An 18122-nucleotide genomic window follows, 5' to 3' on the forward strand; every position below is an offset into this window, starting at 1 on the left:
GTGAACCGCTTCGACGCAAACTGAAGCGGACAAATGATGTGCTACCAAACCGGACAACTTGATTAGCTACCGACACCCCGAAGCGGCAAATATTGCGCCCAACCGGAGGCTGGGCAGCCATGCGAAAAAAGCATGTAATTTTCTTGCGCCTCTTTTCAAGAGCGAGGAAGAAAGTGACCGGCTTGCGGCTGTCTTCCCGGCCTGCTTCATGTCAAAAGGCAGCTTGAGCCGGATAATCTCCCGGTAAAACGAGGAATCAGCCCGTGAACGACAATGACGAACGGCCGGTCACCATCATCACCGGACGGGTCTGGCGCAAGAAAGGCGGCAAGCCGGAAGGCGTGCACGTGATGCTGGTGGCGCCCGACGATGATTCTGCCGTGCGCCGCGCGCTCGAATCGCTCGCGGCGGAAGGATTCGCGGAGGCCGAGCTCGACCAGATCGGCGACATGGAAGGCGAGCCCGACGAGGAGCCGCATCTGTCGGCCTATCAGGGCGCACTCGAAGGCGAGGTTTCGATCGTCGCCTTCGACGAGCCGTCCTAACCGCCTGCGGCTGAACATCCCTCTCCCGCCCCACCTAAAAACAACCTGACCAGCCATTCTTCTTCTCTCCGGAGTTCTCATGACCAGTACACCCATCAAGCTCGGCATCGTCGGCGTGGGCAAGATCGTTCGCGACCAGCACCTGCCGGCGGTCGCCAAGGACGACGCCTATAATCTCGTCGCTGCGGCGAGCCGCCACGGCAAGGTCGATGGGATCGCAAACTACCCCAGCGTCGAGGCGATGCTTGCGGCCGAGCCCAGCCTGGAAGCCGTCTCGCTCTGCATGCCGCCGCAGTTCCGCCACGACGCCGCGCGCACCGCGCTGGAAGCGAAAAAGCACGTGTTCCTCGAAAAGCCGCCGGGCGCGACGGTGAGCGAGGTCGAGCACCTCAAGGCGCTTGCCGACAAGAACGGTGTCTCGCTCTTCGCCAGCTGGCACTCCCGCTATGCGCCGGCCGTCGAGGCCGCGCGCAGCTTTCTCGCCTCGGCCAGGCTGACCTCGGCCGCCATCAACTGGAAGGAAGACGTACGCCGCTGGCATCCGAACCAGGAATGGATCTGGGAGCCCGGCGGCTTCGGGGTGTTCGACCCGGGCATCAACGCACTGTCGATCGCCACGCATATCCTGCCGCCGATGTTCATCACTTCGGCCGTGCTCGATTTTCCCGAGAACCGCGCGGCGCCGGTCGCGGCGCATGTCGCCTTCCGCACCTCGAACGGCCTGCCGGTGATGATGGATCTCGACTGGCTGCAGACCGGCCCGCAAAGCTGGGACATCGTTGCCGAGACCGACAAGGGCAGGATGGTGTTGTCCGGCGGCGGCGCCAAGCTCGCCGTCGATGGCAAGACCATCCACGACGAGCCGGAGGCCGAATATCCGATGCTCTACAAGCGCTTCGCCGAGATCGTTCGCGCAGGCATTTCCGATGTCGATCTCGCGCCGCTGCAGCACGTCGCCGATGCCTTCATGCTAGGCAAGCGCAATGTGGTCGAGGCGTTTTTCGACTGAGGCAGCGGCAAAGCGTCGAGGCGAACGGCAATCTCACGCGACGATCGCGATGGCAAAACCGTCATAACCCTTGGTGCCGACGGTCTGTATGGCGGTGCCGTCCAGCCGCTTCTCGCCGCCGATAAACGAGAACGCCTCGCGAGCGCCTTCAACATTGGCGTCCCCGCTATTCTTTTTCACGACCGCGCCGTCGCGGATGACGTTGTCGCAGACGATGACCGTGCCCGAGCGCGACAGCTTCATCGCCCAGTTCAGATAATTCGGGTTGTTGGGCTTGTCGGCGTCGATGAAAATCAAGTCGAACGCACCGGCATTTTCGTCCGCCAATGCGGCAAGAGATTGAAGCGCGGGACCGACCCGCAGGTCGACCTTGCCGGAAACCCCTGCCCGCTCGAAATTCGAGCGCGCGACCTTGGCGTGGTGCGGGTCTAGCTCCAGCGTCACGACCTTGCCGTCCGCCGGCAATCCCCTCGCCATCCAGATGGTCGAGTAGCCGCCCAGCGTGCCGACCTCCAACACGGTTCTCGCGCCGCGGATGCGCACTAGCAGCGACAGCAGCTTGCCTTGCGCGGCCGAGACGTCGATCGCCGGCAGGCCCTGATCGCGGTTGGCCTTTAGCACTGCATCCAGCACGGGATCCGCTTCGAAAAGAGAGGAAACAATGTATTCGTCGACGGCCGTCCAGATCTTGCTGCTCATAGCTCTTCCTCGTTGGTGAAGCCAAAATGCAAGAAGGGGCCGCGTGGGCCCCTTCTCTTCGTTTGTCATATCATGCCGCTTACTGCGCGGCGTTGACCATGTCGGTCAGCATCGGCTCGGCGACCTCGACACCGGAGGCCTTGCGGCGCTCGTCGATGATGAGCTCGTCGCGCGAGGTGGCGATGCGCCTTATCTGGCTCATCGTGCCGCCGGTGCCGGCCGGGATCAGGCGGCCGACGATGACGTTTTCCTTCAGGCCCTGCAGCATGTCGGTCTTGCCGGCAACCGCCGCCTCGGTGAGCACCCTGGTCGTCTCCTGGAAGGAGGCGGCCGAGATGAAGGACGGCGTCTGCAGCGAGGCCTTGGTGATGCCGAGCAGCACCGGCTGACCTTCGGCCGGCTTCTTGCCGTCCTCGATCAGGCGCTCGTTGACCTCTTCCAGCTCGATCACGTCGACGTGGTCGCCCGGGATGTAGGTCGAGTCGCCCTGCGTGGTGATCTCGACCTTCTGCAGCATCTGGCGAACGATCACCTCGATGTGCTTGTCGTTGATCGACACGCCCTGCAGACGGTAGACCTCCTGGATTTCATTCACGAGGTACGAGGCAAGCGCCTCCACGCCCTTGATCGCCAGGATGTCGTGCGGCGCCGGATTGCCGTCGAGGATGTAGTCGCCCTTCTCGATGACGTCGCCGTCCTGGAGATGGAACGGCTTGCCCTTCGGGATCAGGTACTCCACCGGCTCGAGCGTCGAATCATGCGGCTCGATGATGATGCGGCGCTTGTTCTTGTAGTCGCGGCCGAAGCGGATCGTGCCATCGATCTCGGCGATGATGGCGTGATCCTTCGGACGGCGAGCCTCGAACAGTTCCGCAACGCGCGGCAGACCACCGGTGATGTCCTTGGTCTTGGCGCTTTCCATCGGGATACGCGCCAGCACGTCGCCAGGCTTCACATGGGCGCCTGGCTCGACCGAGAGGATGGCCTCGACCGAGAGCAGGAAGCGCGCATCGCCGCCCTTCGACAGCTTGCCGACCTTGCCCTTGGCGTCCTGGACGACGATCGCGGGCTTCAGGTCGCTGCCGCGCGGCGTCGAACGCCAGTCGATGACCTCACGCTTGGTGATGCCGGTCGACTCGTCGGCCGTTTCCTGAACGGAGATGCCGTCGACGAGGTCCTCGAACGCCACGCGACCCTCGATTTCGGTAAGGATCGGGCGGGTATAGGGATCCCACTCGGCGATACGCTGGCCGCGCTTTACCTTGTCGCCGTCGTCTACGAAGATACGCGAACCATAGGCAACGCGGTGCGTGGCGCGCTCCTTGCCGGTCTCATCGAGGATGAGCACCGCCATGTTGCGGCCCATGACCATCTGCTGGCCTTCCGAATTGCGCACCACGTTGCGGTTGCGGATCTGCACCTTGCCCTCATAGGAGGCTTCAAGGAACGAGGAATCCACCACCTGCGCCGTGCCGCCCATGTGGAAGGTACGCATGGTGAGCTGGGTGCCCGGCTCGCCGATCGACTGCGCCGCGATGACGCCGACGGCCTCGCCCTGGTTGACAGGGGTACCGCGGGCCAGGTCGCGTCCGTAGCAGACCGCGCACACGCCGGTCCTGACCTCGCAGGTCAGCGCCGAGCGGATGCGGACCGACTGCACGCCGGCCTTCTCGATCTGCTCCACGTCGCGCTCGTCCATCAGCGTGCCGGCCTTCACCAGCAGTTCGCCGCTGACCGGATGGTTGATGTCGTCGAGCGCGGTGCGGCCGAGCACGCGCTGGCCAACCGAGGCGACAACCTGACCGGCATCGACGATCGGCTGCATGGTGAGGCCCTTGTCGGTGCCGCAATCCAGCGAATTGACGATGCAGTCCTGCGCCACGTCGACGAGACGGCGGGTGAGGTAACCCGAGTTCGCCGTCTTCAAGGCGGTATCGGCCAGACCCTTGCGGGCGCCGTGGGTCGAGTTGAAGTACTCGAGCACGGTGAGGCCTTCCTTGAAGTTCGAGATGATCGGCGTCTCGATGATTTCACCCGAGGGCTTAGCCATCAGGCCGCGCATGCCGGCGAGCTGACGCATCTGGGTGGGCGAACCGCGCGCGCCCGAATGCGACATCATGTAGATCGAGTTCATCGGCTTCTGACGGCCGTTGTCCTCGAACTCCACCGCCTTGATGCGCGCCATCATCTCGTCGGCGACCTTTTCCGAGCACTTGGCCCAGGCGTCGACGACCTTGTTGTACTTCTCGCCCTGCGTGATCAGGCCGTCATTGTACTGCTGCTCGTATTCCTTGGCCAAAGCCTCGGTGTCGGAAACAAGCTTCAGCTTGGTGTCCGGAATGACCATGTCGTCCTTGCCGAACGAAATGCCGGCACGGCAGGCATGCGCAAAGCCGAGCGCCATGATGCGGTCGCAGAAGATAACCGTCTCCTTCTGACCGCAGTGGCGGTAGACGGTATCGATCATCTTGGAGATGTTCTTCTTGGTCATCTCCTGGTTGGCGATGTCGTACGGAACGTTGACGTTCTTCGGCAGAAGCTCACCGATGATCATGCGGCCAGGCGTGGTGTCGTAGATCTTCGACACGACCTTGCCTTCGGCGTCGACGGAGCGGAAGCGGCCCTTGATCTTGGCGTGCAACGTCACGGCCTTGGTTTCCAGCGCGTGCTGGAGCTCGCCCATGTCGGCAAACACCATGCCTTCGCCCGGCTCGTTCTGGTTGACGATCGACAGATAGTAGAGACCGAGAACCATGTCCTGCGACGGCACGATGATCGGCGCGCCGGAGGCCGGGTGCAGGATGTTGTTGGTCGACATCATCAGGACGCGGGCTTCAAGCTGCGCTTCCAGCGACAGCGGCACGTGGACCGCCATCTGGTCACCGTCGAAGTCGGCGTTGAAGGCGGTGCAGACCAGCGGATGCAGCTGGATCGCCTTGCCTTCGATCAGGGTCGGCTCGAACGCCTGGATGCCGAGGCGGTGCAGCGTCGGCGCACGGTTCAACAGCACCGGATGCTCGCGGATGACCTCGTCGAGGATGTCCCAGACCTCCGGACGCTCCTTCTCGACCAGCTTCTTCGCCTGCTTGACGGTCGAGGAGAAACCCTTGGCGTCGAGACGGGCGTAGATGAAGGGCTTGAAGAGTTCGAGCGCCATCTTCTTCGGCAGACCGCACTGATGCAGCTTCAGCTCCGGACCGGTCACGATGACCGAGCGGCCGGAATAGTCGACGCGCTTGCCGAGCAGGTTCTGGCGGAACCGGCCCTGCTTGCCCTTGAGCATATCGGACAGCGACTTCAGCGGGCGCTTGTTGGCGCCGGTGATGACGCGGCCGCGACGGCCGTTGTCGAACAGCGCATCGACGGCTTCCTGCAGCATACGCTTTTCATTGCGCACGATGATGCCGGGCGCGCGCAGCTCGATCAGCCGCTTCAAGCGGTTGTTGCGGTTGATGACGCGGCGATAGAGATCGTTGAGATCGGACGTGGCGAAGCGGCCGCCGTCCAGGGGAACCAGCGGACGCAGGTCCGGCGGGATCACCGGAACCACCTTCATGATCATCCATTCCGGACGGTTGCCGGATTCCATGAAGTTCTCAACGACCTTGAGCCGCTTCAAGTACTTCTTTTGCTTGAGCTCGGAGGTGGTCGAAGCCAGCTCCGAACGCAGGTCGCCGGCAATCTTCTCCAGGTCCATGCCGGCAAGCAGGTCATGGATAGCCTCGGCGCCGATCATGGCGGTGAAAGAGTCCTCGCCATACTCGTCGACCGCAAGCATGTACTCTTCCTCGCTGAGGAGCTGGTTCTCCTTCAGCGCGGTGAGGCCGGGCTCGGTGACGATGTAGTTTTCGAAGTAGAGCACGCGCTCGATATCCTTGAGCGTCATGTCGAGCAGCGTGCCGATGCGCGAGGGCAGCGACTTCAGGAACCAGATATGGGCGACGGGCGCGGCGAGCTCGATGTGGCCCATGCGCTCGCGGCGAACACGCGACAGCGTGACTTCGACGCCGCACTTTTCGCAGATGACGCCCTTGTACTTCATGCGCTTGTACTTGCCGCACAGGCACTCATAGTCCTTGATCGGGCCAAAAATGCGCGCGCAGAACAGGCCGTCACGCTCCGGCTTGAAGGTGCGGTAGTTGATGGTCTCCGGCTTCTTGATCTCGCCGAACGACCAGGAAAGAATCTTCTCTGGGCTGGCAAGCGAGATCCGGATGGAATCGAACACCTGCGCAGGCGCCTGCGGGTTGAAGAGATTCATGACCTCTTGGTTCATGCCGTTCTCCTTTTCGGGGTCCTCGATAACCCCTTGCATCGATCGCGGACGACTTGTCCGCAGAATGGCCGGTCGAACCGGCCGAAGATTTCTTGGTTGAGCATGATCTGGCCGAAAACCGGTGGCCACTTTTCGGGATCATGCTCGGGGCACGCCGCGTCTTTGAGCGCGGCGCGCCACAGGCTTACTCGGCCGCGTCGGGCAGACGCGTCGGGGTCTCTTCGACCTGGGTGTTCTCCAGCTCCACGTTGAGGCCGAGCGAACGCATTTCCTTGACGAGAACGTTGAAGCTCTCCGGAATGCCCGCCTCGAACGTGTCGTCGCCGCGCACGATCGCCTCGTAGACCTTGGTGCGGCCGGCGACGTCGTCCGACTTCACCGTCAGCATTTCCTGCAGCGTGTAGGCTGCGCCGTAGGCTTCGAGCGCCCAGACCTCCATTTCGCCGAAGCGCTGGCCGCCGAACTGCGCCTTGCCGCCCAGCGGCTGCTGGGTGACGAGCGAGTACGGACCGATCGAACGCGCGTGGATCTTGTCGTCCACCAGGTGATGCAGCTTGAGCATATAGATATAGCCCATCGTCACCTTGCGATCGAACGGCTCGCCGGTGCGGCCGTCATAGAGCTGCGACTGACCGCTGGTGTGCAGGCCAGCCTGCTCCAGCATGGTGTTGATGTCGGCCTCATGCGCGCCGTCGAACACCGGGGTCGCGATGGAGACGCCGCGGCGCATCTGCTCGCTCAGGCGAACGATGCTCTCGTCGTCATACTCGCGGATCGGCTCGTTGCGGTCGTTGGCCGGCATGAAGCTTTCCAGCGTCTTGCGCAGCGGCTTGATGTCGCCGCCACCCTTATACGCGTCGATCAGCTCGCCGATCTTCCTGCCCATGCCTGCGCAAGCCCAGCCCAGATGCGTTTCCAGGATCTGGCCAACATTCATGCGGCTCGGCACACCCAGCGGGTTGAGCACGATGTCGGCATGCGTGCCGTCCTCGAGGAAAGGCATGTCCTCGACCGGAACGATGCGCGACACGACACCCTTGTTGCCGTGACGGCCGGCCATCTTGTCGCCCGGCTGCATCTTGCGCTTCACCGCCACGAAGACCTTGACCATCTTCATGACGCCCGGAGGCATTTCGTCGCCGCGCTGCACCTTCTCGACCTTGTCCATGAAGCGCTGCTCGAGCGCCTTCTTGGACTCGTCGTATTGGCCGCGCAGAGCCTCGAGCTCGCCCTGGAGCTTTTCGTTCTCCACAGCGAACTGCCACCACTGCGAACGCGGATACTCGTCGAGCGTGTCCTTCGACAGCTTCGAGCCCTTCTTGAAGCCCTTCGGTCCTGCGATCGCTTCCTTGCCGACCAGCACGTCGGAGAGACGCGCATAGACGTTGCGATCCAGGATCGCCTGTTCGTCGTCGCGGTCCTTCGCCAGACGCTCGATCTCCTCGCGCTCGATCGCCATCGCGCGCTCGTCCTTCTCCACGCCGTGGCGGTTGAAGACGCGCACTTCGACGACCGTGCCGAAGGTGCCCGGAGGCATGCGCATGGAGGTGTCGCGAACGTCCGAGGCCTTTTCGCCGAAGATGGCGCGCAGAAGCTTTTCTTCCGGCGTCATCGGGCTTTCGCCCTTCGGCGTGATCTTGCCGACCAGGATGTCGCCCGGCTGCACTTCCGCGCCGATATAGACGATACCGGCCTCGTCGAGGTTCTTCAGCGCCTCTTCCGAAACGTTCGGAATGTCGCGCGTGATTTCCTCCGGCCCGAGCTTGGTGTCGCGCGCCATGACCTCGAACTCCTCAATGTGGATCGAGGTGAAGACGTCGTCGGCCACGATGCGCTCGGAGAGCAGGATCGAGTCCTCGTAGTTGTAGCCGTTCCACGGCATGAACGCGACCAGCACGTTGCGGCCGAGCGCCAGATCGCCGAGCTCGGTCGACGGGCCGTCGGCAATGATGTCGCCCTTGTTGACGCGGTCGCCCATGCGCACCAGCGGACGCTGGTTGATGCAGGTGTTCTGGTTCGAACGCTGGAACTTCATCAGCCGGTAGATGTCGACGCCGGACTTGCCGGGATCGAGATCTTCCGTGGCGCGGATGACGATACGGGTGGCGTCCACCTGGTCGACCACGCCGCCGCGGCGGGCGCCGATGGCCGCGCCCGAGTCACGGGCGACGACCGGCTCCATGCCGGTGCCGACGAACGGCGCTTCGGCGCGCACCAGCGGCACGGCCTGACGCTGCATGTTCGAGCCCATCAGCGCGCGGTTGGCGTCATCGTTCTCGAGGAACGGGATGAGCGCCGCCGCGACGGACACCATCTGCTTCGGCGAGACGTCCATAAGATCAACGTTCTCGCGCGGCGCCATCATCACTTCGCCGGCGTTACGGCAAATGACGAACTCGTCGACGAAGCTGCCATTCTTATCGAGCTCGGCGTTGGCCTGCGCGACATAGTGCTTGGCCTCTTCCATCGCCGACAGGTAGACGACCTCATTGGTCAGCTTGCCGTTCACGATCTTGCGGTACGGGCTTTCGATGAAGCCGTATTTGTTGACGCGCGCGAAGGTGGCCAACGAGTTGATCAGACCGATGTTCGGGCCTTCCGGCGTCTCGATCGGGCAGATACGGCCGTAATGCGTCGGGTGCACGTCGCGCACCTCGAAACCGGCGCGCTCGCGGGTCAGACCGCCCGGCCCAAGCGCCGACAGGCGGCGTTTATGGGTAATCTCCGACAGCGGGTTGGTCTGGTCCATGAACTGCGACAGCTGCGAGGAACCGAAAAACTCGCGCACGGCCGCCGCGGCCGGCTTGGCGTTGATCAGGTCCTGCGGCATGACCGTGTCGATCTCGATCGAGGACATGCGTTCCTTGATCGCGCGCTCCATGCGCAGCAGGCCGACGCGGTACTGGTTCTCCATGAGCTCGCCGACCGAACGCACGCGGCGGTTGCCGAGATTGTCGATGTCGTCGATCTCGCCCTTGCCGTCACGCAGCTCGACCAGTGTCTTGACCACGGCCAGGATATCTTCCTTGCGCAGCACGCGCACGGTGTCCTCGGCCTTGAGCTCGAGGCGCATGTTCATCTTGACGCGGCCGACAGCGGACAGGTCGTAGCGCTCGCTGTCGAAGAACAGCGAGTTGAACATGGCTTCGGCGGTCTCGAGCGTCGGCGGCTCGCCTGGACGCATGACACGGTAGATATCGAACAGCGCGTCCTGGCGGCTCTCGTTCTTGTCGACATTGAGCGTGTTGCGGATGTAGGCGCCGACATTGACGTGGTCGATGTCCAGGATCTGGATCTCGTCCTCGCCGGTGCCGAGCAGGACCTTCAGCGTCTTGTCGTCGATCTCGTCGCCGGCTTCGAGGAAGATCTCGCCGGTCGCGTAGTTGACGATGTCCTCGGCAAGGTAGTTGCCGAGCAGATCCTCGTCGGTCGCCTTGATGGCCTTGAGACCCTTCTCGCCGAGCTGGCGGGCCTGGCGGGCGGTGATCTTCTTGCCGGCCTCGACAACGACTTCACCCGTGTCGGCGTCGACCAGGTCGCCGACGGCCTTGAGGCCGCGGAAACGCTCGACGTTGAACGGAATGCGCCAGTGGTCGCCGGCGCGCTTGTAGGTGATCTTGTTGTAGAAGGTCGACAGGATCTCTTCGCCGTCCATGCCGAGCGCCATCAAGAGCGACGTCACCGGGATCTTGCGGCGGCGGTCGATACGGGCGTGCACGACGTCCTTGGAATCGAACTCGATGTCGAGCCACGAGCCGCGATAGGGGATGACGCGCGCGGCAAACAGCAGCTTGCCCGACGAGTGCGATTTGCCCTTGTCATGGTCGAAGAAGACGCCCGGCGAGCGGTGCATCTGGGAGACGATGACGCGCTCGGTGCCGTTGACGATGAAGGTGCCGTTCGACGTCATGAGCGGCATGTCGCCCATATAGACGTCCTGCTCCTTGATGTCCTTGATCGACTTCGCGCCGGTATCCTCGTCGATATCGAACACGATGAGCCGCAGCGTCACCTTGAGCGGCGCAGCATAGGTCAGGTCGCGCTGACGGCATTCGTCAACGTCGAACTTCGGTGCCTCGAACTCATACTTCACGAACTCCAGCATGGAGGAGCCGGAAAAGTCGGAGATCGGGAAGACCGACTTGAAAACGGCCTGCAGTCCTTCGTCCGGACGGCCGCCCTTGGGCTCGTCCACCATCAGGAACTGGTCATAGGATGCCTTCTGAACCTCGATGAGGTTCGGCATCTCCGCAACTTCCGGGATCTTTCCGAAGAACTTGCGTACGCGTCTGCGGCCATTGAAAGTCTGGGTCTGGGCCATCGTCGCTCCTTAGCTCTAAACTCGGGACGAACCTCGCCGCGGCTCGCCTTGCACCAACGGGCAGCCTCGGCGGCTGCCCCTATCTGTTTTTCCGGCCGCCCTTGCCACTCATTTGGCGGGGTACCGGCTAAAACGGGAGAAAACCCGTTTCCGGAAGGCCGCTTTTCGGCCCTCAGGAAAGAGGTTTTCAAACGCCTCGCGCAACAAAGCCTCCCTTTCGTCAAGGGAGGAAGCGGACGGCGCGAGACCGTCCGCCCTCGCCTAACAGGCTTACTTCAGCTCGACCTTGGCGCCAGCTGCTTCCAGCTGAGCCTTGAACTTGTCGGCGTCGGCCTTGGAAACGCCTTCCTTGACCGGCTTCGGAGCCGCTTCGACCAGGTCCTTGGCTTCCTTGAGGCCAAGGCCGGTGATGGCGCGGACTTCCTTGATGACGTTGATCTTCTGGGCGCCGGCGTCGGCGAGAACGACGTCGAATTCCGTCTTCTCTTCAACCGGAGCAGCGGCAGCGGCAGCACCACCGCCAGCGGCGGCAACAGCCACCGGAGCGGCGGCCGAAACGCCCCACTTCTCTTCCAGGAGCTTCGACAGCTCAGCCGCCTCGAGGACGGTCAGCTTCGAAAGGTCGTCTACGATCTTCGCGAGATCAGCCATTTTGATATTCCTTTAGTTGGTTCGAACGTGTGTTGTTGACAGCGAGGAACGGCCTCATGCCGCCTCGTCCTTCCGGGCGTAAGCGCCGATGACACGCGCGACCGAAGCCGCGGGCGCATTGACGATCTGGGCGATCCGGGTTGCCGGCGTGGCGATCATGCCAACCAGCCTGGCGCGCAGCTCGTCGAGCGACGGCATCGTGGCGAGTGCCTTGACACCATCGGCGTTGAGCGAGGTCGGGCCCATCGCGCCGCCGAGAATGATCAGCTTGTCATTCCCTTTGGCGAAATCGGACGTGACCTTCGGCGCCGCAACCGGATCCTCCGAATAGGCGACCAGCGTCTGTCCCTTGAACAGATCGATGATCGATGCGGAGTCCGTGCCCTGAAGAGCGATCTTGGCGAGACGGTTCTTCGCGACTTTGACGGTTCCACCGGCGGCGCGCATCTTCGACCGAAGGTCGTTCATTTGCGCCACGGTGATACCGGCGTAGTGGGCCACGACGACTGAACCCGCGTTCGAGAACGCTTCGTTCAGGCCCGTGACGAGTTCGCGCTTTTCCGCTCTGTCCACTGCCTATCTCCAGTTGACCCCTGCCTCATTCTCGAGGTCAGAAGTCGGGTTGCCTTTTGCCGGCCGGGCCATCCAAAATCCTGGATCTCCCGAACGGCGCTCGAGGATCCTGCCCCCTTTTCGCCACACCGACGGCAAGCCGGCGATGTGCTGACAAAAGGCAAACACGGTTCGAACCTTTCATTGGAGCACTGGCTCCTTTGTCGGGTCTTCACCCGTCTCATGCAGGCCCACATGAATTAAGGCCCCCTTTTTGAACAAGGCTGGCCGCCTGCAATCTCGGACAGGATATCCGGAAACCTCTCGGCTCCCGGGTACCGGGCCGCCGACGGATCGGCGGTCCGGAATTCTTCAATGACCGGCCTTAAACCCGGTCAGACGACACTTACGACGCGGCGAGCGTCGCGATGTCGAGCTTGAGGCCAGGGCCCATCGTCGAGGTGACCGACACCTTCTTGACGTAGTTGCCCTTGGCGCCCGCGGGCTTCGCCTTGTTCACCGCATCGGCGAAGGCGCGGACATTCTCTTCCAACGCCTTGACGTCGAACGAGACCTTGCCGACGCCGGCCTGGACGATACCGGCCTTCTCGACGCGGAACTCGACGGCGCCGCCCTTCGAAGCCTTGACGGCTGTGGCCACATCGGTGGTCACGGTGCCGACCTTCGGGTTCGGCATCATGCCGCGCGGGCCGAGCACCTTACCCAGACGACCGACCAGCGGCATCATGTCCGGGGTCGCGATGCAGCGATCGAAATCGATCGTGCCCTTCTGGACGATGTCGACCAGGTCCTCGGCGCCAACGATATCGGCGCCGGCGGCCTTGGCTTCCTCGGCCTTGTCGCCACGGGCGAACACCGCGACACGCACCGAGCGGCCGGTGCCGTTCGGCAGATTGACCACGCCGCGGACCATCTGGTCGGCATGACGCGGATCGACGCCGAGATTCATCGAGATCTCGACGGTCTCGTCGAACTTCACCGTGGACCGGTCCTTGAGCAGCTGCAGCGCCTCGTTGAGGGCGTAAGCCTTGTTCGGATCGATGCCTTCGCGGCTCTTGGCAACACGCTTTGCAATCTTTGCCATGATCTTAGCCCACCACTTCCAGGCCCATCGAGCGGGCGGAGCCCTCGACCATGCGCATGGCCGCTTCGACGTCGTTTGCGTTCAAGTCCTTCATCTTCTGCTCAGCGATCGCGCGCACCTTGTCGCGGCTGATCGTGCCGACCTTTGACTTACCCGGCTCCTTGGAGCCCGACTTCAGGTTGGCGGCCTTCTTGAGGAAGTAGCTCACCGGCGGCGTCTTCATGACGAAGGTGAACGACTTGTCCTGGTAATAGGTGATGACGACCGGGATCGGCGACCCCTTCTCCATCTCCTGGGTCTGCGCGTTGAACGCCTTGCAGAACTCCATGATGTTGATACCGCGCTGACCAAGCGCCGGGCCGATCGGGGGCGACGGCGTGGCCGAGCCCGCGGCAACCTGGAGCTTGAGCTGGCCTGCAACTTTCTTAGCCATCTCTGTTCCTGCCTTTTCTCATGCCGGCCCCTTTATCCGGGGAACGCCGGCGGTTGCAGTCTGGTGGTGCGGTTCCGACGGCCGGCTATGCCGCCTTCGCCTCCCACCCGTTCATGCGGCGCTTTAAGCAACCGCCCCTGGCACCTATCGGAGCAGGGAACCCGACGCCCTGCGGCGCGGGTATGCCACGCCTTTCGGCGCGGCTTACGGATCAGCCCTTTTCGACCTGTCCGAATTCCAGATCGACGGGCACGGCGCGCCCGAAGATCGAAACTTCCACCTTGAGGCGGGCCCGCTCCTCGTCCACTTCCTGGACGACGCCGTTGAACGACGCGAACGGACCGTCCGAAACGCGGATCGCCTCGCCGATCTCGAAGGTGACCGAAGGCTTCGGCCTCTCGACGCCTTCCTGGACCTGGTTCAGGATGCGCTGCGCCTCGGTCTCGGTGATCGGCACGGGCTTGGAGTCGCCCAGGAAGCCGGTGACCTTCGGCGTGTTCTTGACCAGCGAGAACACGGCATCGGTCAGATTGGCCTTCAAGAGCACATAGCCCGGGAAGAACTTGCGCTCGGCATCGACCTTGCGGCCGCGACGGATCTCGACGACCTTCTCGGTCGGGACCACGATCTGTTCGATGTCCCCCGACAGGCCCTTTTGCCTGGCCTTGTTCTCGATGTCCTCGGCGACCTTCTTTTCGAAGTTCGAATAGGCGTGGACGATATACCACCGCGCAGTCATTTCACGACCTCTCCGTAAACCGCCGAATTAATGCCCGAGACCCAGGATCCACTCGATCGCATAGCCCATCAGAATATCGGCAGCGAAGAAGAACAGCATCGCGATCACCGCGAATATCAGGACCATCACGGTCGAGATCATGGTTTCGCGCCGCGAAGGCCATGTCACCTTGGCCGTCTCCGCGCGAACCTGCTGGAGAAAGGTGAAGGGATTAGTGGTTTTCGAAGCCATGCGCCGCCTGTTTTCGAGACCCGTTGGCCGGGCCTCCTGGATGATCCCGCTGACCGGGACGTGCCGCCTGGGCTCTATGCGGCGCGAATCAGCGCCGCTATTTCACCCACGCAAATCAGACGCGTAAAGCCGGCTTCCCAGCTCCACGCGTCGCGTGTCTGTCTTGTCTACATAAAACCGATTCTTAATCCACGCAAGTGGCAAGGGTCCGCTTTATGTCTCAACGCCGCCTCGGAACCATCCAGTCGTCCCGTCCCGGCTATACGGGGCTTATGCCCCAATTTGCGTCATGTGGCAAGCCACCCGCCGATTTTCAACCGCGGAGGCCTCGTTTGGCATTTGGAAAGATGGCACGGGCAGCAGGGCTCGAACCTACGACCTGCGGTTTTGGAGACCGCCGCTCTACCAACTGAGCTATGCCCGTGCATGCGCTTGTTCGGCGCAGGCGCTTCCTAAAAGCTTCCGTGCGCTCTGTAAAGAGCACTCCGATGCCGTTTTGGAAGCTTTGCCAGAAATCTGAATCGCGCAGCTGCCTGCAATCGATCGCGGGCGCCCGCGCCTACGACTTCCCGGCTGGCGGCTTGTAAGGTCCGCCCGGCACTCCCCAGCCCCAGGCCGGCATCGGCTCGGTCTCGGGATCGCAGGTCTCGCCCAGATTCGAATTCATCTTCGCCAGCCGCGATCCCCATTCGACATAGCCCATGAAGGCGGAGCGGAACTCGGGGTCGTCGGGCAGGCCGACCTCATCCGCCGCGTCGGCAAGGAGACTGATCCAGCGGCGGCGCTGCTCCTCGGTCAGATGCTTGCCGAGATGATGCATCACCATTTCGCGATGGCCGCCATGCGTCTCGCTATAGGTCTTCGGCCCGCCGAAGACTTCGCCGATGAAGGCAGCGACATGCGCCGGGTGATCCGGCGACATGTGCTCGAACACCGGACCGACGATCGGATCCGCCGCCACCTTGTCGTAAAAGGTCCGTGTCAGCCGGTTCAGCGCCTCGCTGCCGCCGGCCCATTCGTACAAAGTCGGGATGTCCTCGCTCATCGCCGCTCCTCCCCGTGCATACAGCAAGATAGCGTCAGCGCCCTGCCCCGCTCAACCTGCCTCGATGGCCAGTGCGCAGCTAGAGCATGATCCCGAACCGAAGGTCAGCGAATGCAAAAAGTGGGAACCGGTTTTTTGGAGAAGATCATGCTCCAACAAAGAGTTAGATCAGGATGGCGATTCAACGAAACGCCATCCTGATCTAGAGTTTCGCCGGCGCCTTCGCCTCGGCATCGGCGGCCGGAAGAACGCGGCAATTGTCCGGCCTGGGCGCGGATCTGCAAATGGTGGCGCCGGTCAGCGCGTCCACCGATTGTGGCCCGGTCGTCAGTCCGAATGTCTTCAGTTCGTCCCGGCTGAGTTCCCTGTGCTTGGCATATTCGGCAGACTGCATGGCAACGAAAAAGCCTGAGCCGATCGCCATCTCGTCAAGATACGCCTTGACTTTGTCTTCCATGCCCATGGAATGCACCAGGAAATTCGCATTGGCGCCGACCAAACGCCGGACGCCGCCGGCGATCATCACCGCGCAAGCCGCATCGCATTCGGCGCCTGCATCGATGGTGAGGCCGGTATGGAACCCGTCAGGTGCGACGCACCCGACTTCGCCCGGATCGCAATCGAGAAAATCCGTTCGCGCGATCGCGACGTCCATCCTGCGCTCGCGGATCAGCCGGCCTGCGGCAAGCGCAGCCTGCACATCTCCACCCGGCGAGTCGACGATGATGGGCAACCGGCGCTCCCGGATCGTATCGAGCAGCTGGCGCAACTTGTCGGCGGTACCTGCCGCGATCCTGCCTTCCGCCGAAATCCATTCCGGACAATCGGGATTGCAAAGCGGATTGCTGCCCCGAACAAGGACGAAGCGCATTTCGTTGGCCTGCGGCGCGGGTGCGGGAACAGGGGCAATGGGTGAACGCCCGGTTTCGACGGCTGCGACCGCGGCCGGCGCGCCGTTGGTGGGAATCTCGCGACAATTCGCCGGCGCCGGTTGGCGCTGGCAGATGGCTTTCTCGGTCAGCAGATCGAGCGAATCCAGGCTGGTGACGAGCTTCATCTCCAGCATGTCCTCGGGCTCGATCTGCCTGATGTCGCTGGCAGGCGTCGCCTTCATCACGCTGAGCACACCCTGCTCGACACCCATCTCCTTCAGATAGGCCGACAGCCGCTTCTCGACTGCCTTGCTCATCTCATAGGTCTTGTAGCTGCCGGCGCTCTTGCGACTGACGACCCTGGTGCTGACGATCTTCTTCTTGCCGCTCACGATCCGATAGGTCGTTCGGTAGAGCAGCTTCTCGCGCTGGTAGGTGGTGGTGATCTGATGGACGCCGAGATAGGCCCATTCGCCGACCACGCGGCGGATGCCGCCGGCAAACATCAGCGGACAGGCCGAATTGCACATCGCGCCGCTGTCATAAGCGACGCCGGAATAGGGCTGGTCCTTACCGTCATTGTCCCGGCAATTCTTCGTCCCCGGCGAGCAGCCGGAAAACTCCGTGATGCCGACCGCGATATCGAGCTTGTTCTTGCGGACCATGCGGCCAAGCTGCAGCGCGGCATCGACATTGCCGCCGGGAGAATTGACGACGATGGGCAATTGCCGCCCGCCGAGCGTCTTCAGCAGGCGTTTCAGTAGCGCCGGCGTGCCGGCCTCGATCGTGCCTTCGGCAGAAATCCATTCCGGGCAGTTCGGCTCGCAGCCCGGCGCGCTGCTGCGCACGACGACGAAACGCATCGCCGGGCCGTAGTCCGGAGGTATCTCCTTCGCGGCGGCGTTGAGGGTGGCCAGCCCTGCGGCAGCGCCCAATCCCAGCCGAAGCAGCTCGCGCCAACACCGCATGGTCTTTGAACGGAATGTTGAAACCACGTCTGGCAAGCCCCTCGGTACACCCATACTAGTTACGGTGACGGTGCTTGCAATAGAATTGAGCAGGTCAGGCCAATACTGCTGCCAAAGAAAAAGGGCGGCCCGAGGACCGCCCTTTCCTGCCGAACCGGCAAAGCCGGATCGATTATTCCTTGATGGTGACGACGATGCCGGCACCGACGGTGCGGCCGCCTTCACGGATGGCGAAGCGCAGCTTCTCTTCCATCGCGATCGGCACGATCAGCTCGACGTCGACGGTGATGTTGTCGCCGGGCATCACCATCTCGGTGCCGGCCGGCAGCGTCACGATGCCCGTCACGTCCGTCGTGCGGAAGTAGAACTGCGGACGGTAGTTGGTGAAGAACGGCGTGTGACGGCCGCCCTCGTCCTTGGTCAGGATGTAGGCTTCGGCCACGAACTTCTTGTGCGGCTTGACCGAACCGGGCTTGGCCAGAACCTGGCCGCGCTCCACACCCTCGCGGTCGATGCCGCGCAAGAGCGCGCCGATGTTGTCGCCGGCCTGGCCCTGATCGAGCAGCTTGCGGAACATTTCCACGCCCGTGCAGGTCGTCTTGACGGTCGGACGGATGCCGACGATCTCCAGCTCCTCGCCGACCTTGACCACGCCGCGCTCGACGCGGCCGGTCAC

At 62.9% G+C, this 18122-nt stretch carries 14 protein-coding genes and 1 tRNA gene; 2 read left to right on the forward strand and 13 right to left on the reverse strand.

Annotated elements, in window-relative coordinates; translation table 11 throughout:
* Positions 1-263 precede the first annotated feature (263 nt).
* On the forward strand, positions 264-545 hold the full coding sequence (locus LB528_RS29685) for a transcriptional regulator (RefSeq protein WP_224717199.1): 282 nt from the start codon (positions 264-266) through the stop codon (positions 543-545).
* A gap of 79 nt (positions 546-624) precedes the next feature.
* Positions 625-1554 (forward strand): Gfo/Idh/MocA family protein, encoded by a 930-nt coding sequence (locus tag LB528_RS29690; protein ID WP_224717200.1) that lies wholly within the window; start codon positions 625-627, stop codon positions 1552-1554.
* 33 nt (positions 1555-1587) lie between these two features.
* On the opposite strand, the gene LB528_RS29695 is transcribed toward LB528_RS29690, so the two are convergent.
* The 13 genes from LB528_RS29695 to LB528_RS29755 all read right to left on the reverse strand — a co-directional run.
* Entirely contained in the window at positions 1588-2253 is a 666-nt protein-coding gene (locus tag LB528_RS29695; protein ID WP_224509803.1) for an O-methyltransferase, read from the reverse strand.
* 79 nt (positions 2254-2332) lie between these two features.
* The gene (gene rpoC / locus LB528_RS29700) at positions 2333-6529 is read right to left on the reverse strand and encodes a DNA-directed RNA polymerase subunit beta' (RefSeq protein WP_224509800.1); all 4197 of its coding nucleotides are present in this window, start codon (positions 6527-6529) and stop codon (positions 2333-2335) included.
* A 184-nt stretch (positions 6530-6713) separates the two neighbouring features.
* A complete protein-coding gene (rpoB, locus tag LB528_RS29705) occupies positions 6714-10850 on the reverse strand; it encodes a DNA-directed RNA polymerase subunit beta (protein ID WP_224717201.1) in 4137 nt (1378 codons plus the stop codon).
* 270 nt (positions 10851-11120) lie between these two features.
* Positions 11121-11501 (reverse strand): 50S ribosomal protein L7/L12, encoded by a 381-nt coding sequence (gene rplL / locus LB528_RS29710; RefSeq protein ID WP_140755767.1) that lies wholly within the window; start codon positions 11499-11501, stop codon positions 11121-11123.
* A gap of 54 nt (positions 11502-11555) precedes the next feature.
* Positions 11556-12074 carry a 50S ribosomal protein L10 gene (gene rplJ / locus LB528_RS29715; RefSeq protein ID WP_224509794.1) on the reverse strand — a complete coding sequence of 173 codons (519 nt, stop codon included), beginning with the start codon at positions 12072-12074 and terminating at the stop codon, positions 11556-11558.
* A 385-nt stretch (positions 12075-12459) separates the two neighbouring features.
* Positions 12460-13158, reverse strand: a complete 699-nt coding sequence (gene rplA / locus LB528_RS29720) for a 50S ribosomal protein L1 (RefSeq protein WP_224717202.1) — start codon at positions 13156-13158, stop codon at positions 12460-12462.
* A 4-nt stretch (positions 13159-13162) separates the two neighbouring features.
* Positions 13163-13591 (reverse strand): 50S ribosomal protein L11, encoded by a 429-nt coding sequence (gene rplK / locus LB528_RS29725; RefSeq protein ID WP_041003120.1) that lies wholly within the window; start codon positions 13589-13591, stop codon positions 13163-13165.
* Positions 13592-13802: 211 nt separating this feature from the next.
* A complete protein-coding gene (gene nusG / locus LB528_RS29730; protein WP_224717203.1) occupies positions 13803-14330 on the reverse strand; it encodes a transcription termination/antitermination protein NusG in 528 nt (175 codons plus the stop codon).
* A 27-nt stretch (positions 14331-14357) separates the two neighbouring features.
* Entirely contained in the window at positions 14358-14561 is a 204-nt protein-coding gene (gene secE / locus LB528_RS29735; RefSeq protein WP_095765634.1) for a preprotein translocase subunit SecE, read from the reverse strand.
* Between the two features lie 348 nt (positions 14562-14909).
* A tRNA-Trp gene (locus LB528_RS29740) sits at positions 14910-14985 on the reverse strand.
* A 135-nt stretch (positions 14986-15120) separates the two neighbouring features.
* On the reverse strand, positions 15121-15606 hold the full coding sequence (locus tag LB528_RS29745) for a group II truncated hemoglobin (protein WP_224717204.1): 486 nt from the start codon (positions 15604-15606) through the stop codon (positions 15121-15123).
* A gap of 202 nt (positions 15607-15808) precedes the next feature.
* Positions 15809-17446 (reverse strand): hypothetical protein, encoded by a 1638-nt coding sequence (locus LB528_RS29750; protein ID WP_411962294.1) that lies wholly within the window; start codon positions 17444-17446, stop codon positions 15809-15811.
* A 172-nt stretch (positions 17447-17618) separates the two neighbouring features.
* A partial coding sequence (locus LB528_RS29755) for an EF-Tu/IF-2/RF-3 family GTPase (RefSeq protein ID WP_263487547.1) occupies positions 17619-18122 on the reverse strand: 504 nt, incomplete at its 5' end.

Origin of the sequence: Mesorhizobium sp. CA4 (assembly GCF_020165075.1) — a bacterium.
Classification (GTDB): Bacteria; Pseudomonadota; Alphaproteobacteria; order Rhizobiales; family Rhizobiaceae; genus Mesorhizobium.

Coding starts and splice junctions, on each gene's coding strand:
- LB528_RS29690 (WP_224717200.1), top strand. CDS start 625: ATGACCAGTACACCCATCAAGCTCGGCATCGTCGGCGTGGGCAAGATC.
- LB528_RS29695 (WP_224509803.1), bottom strand. CDS start 2,253: ATGAGCAGCAAGATCTGGACGGCCGTCGACGAATACATTGTTTCCTCT.
- rpoC (WP_224509800.1), bottom strand. CDS start 6,529: ATGAACCAAGAGGTCATGAATCTCTTCAACCCGCAGGCGCCTGCGCAG.
- rpoB (WP_224717201.1), bottom strand. CDS start 10,850: ATGGCCCAGACCCAGACTTTCAATGGCCGCAGACGCGTACGCAAGTTC.
- rplL (WP_140755767.1), bottom strand. CDS start 11,501: ATGGCTGATCTCGCGAAGATCGTAGACGACCTTTCGAAGCTGACCGTC.
- rplA (WP_224717202.1), bottom strand. CDS start 13,158: ATGGCAAAGATTGCAAAGCGTGTTGCCAAGAGCCGCGAAGGCATCGAT.
- rplK (WP_041003120.1), bottom strand. CDS start 13,591: ATGGCTAAGAAAGTTGCAGGCCAGCTCAAGCTCCAGGTTGCCGCGGGC.
- nusG (WP_224717203.1), bottom strand. CDS start 14,330: ATGACTGCGCGGTGGTATATCGTCCACGCCTATTCGAACTTCGAAAAG.
- secE (WP_095765634.1), bottom strand. CDS start 14,561: ATGGCTTCGAAAACCACTAATCCCTTCACCTTTCTCCAGCAGGTTCGC.
- LB528_RS29745 (WP_224717204.1), bottom strand. CDS start 15,606: ATGAGCGAGGACATCCCGACTTTGTACGAATGGGCCGGCGGCAGCGAG.
- LB528_RS29750 (WP_411962294.1), bottom strand. CDS start 17,446: ATGCGGTGTTGGCGCGAGCTGCTTCGGCTGGGATTGGGCGCTGCCGCA.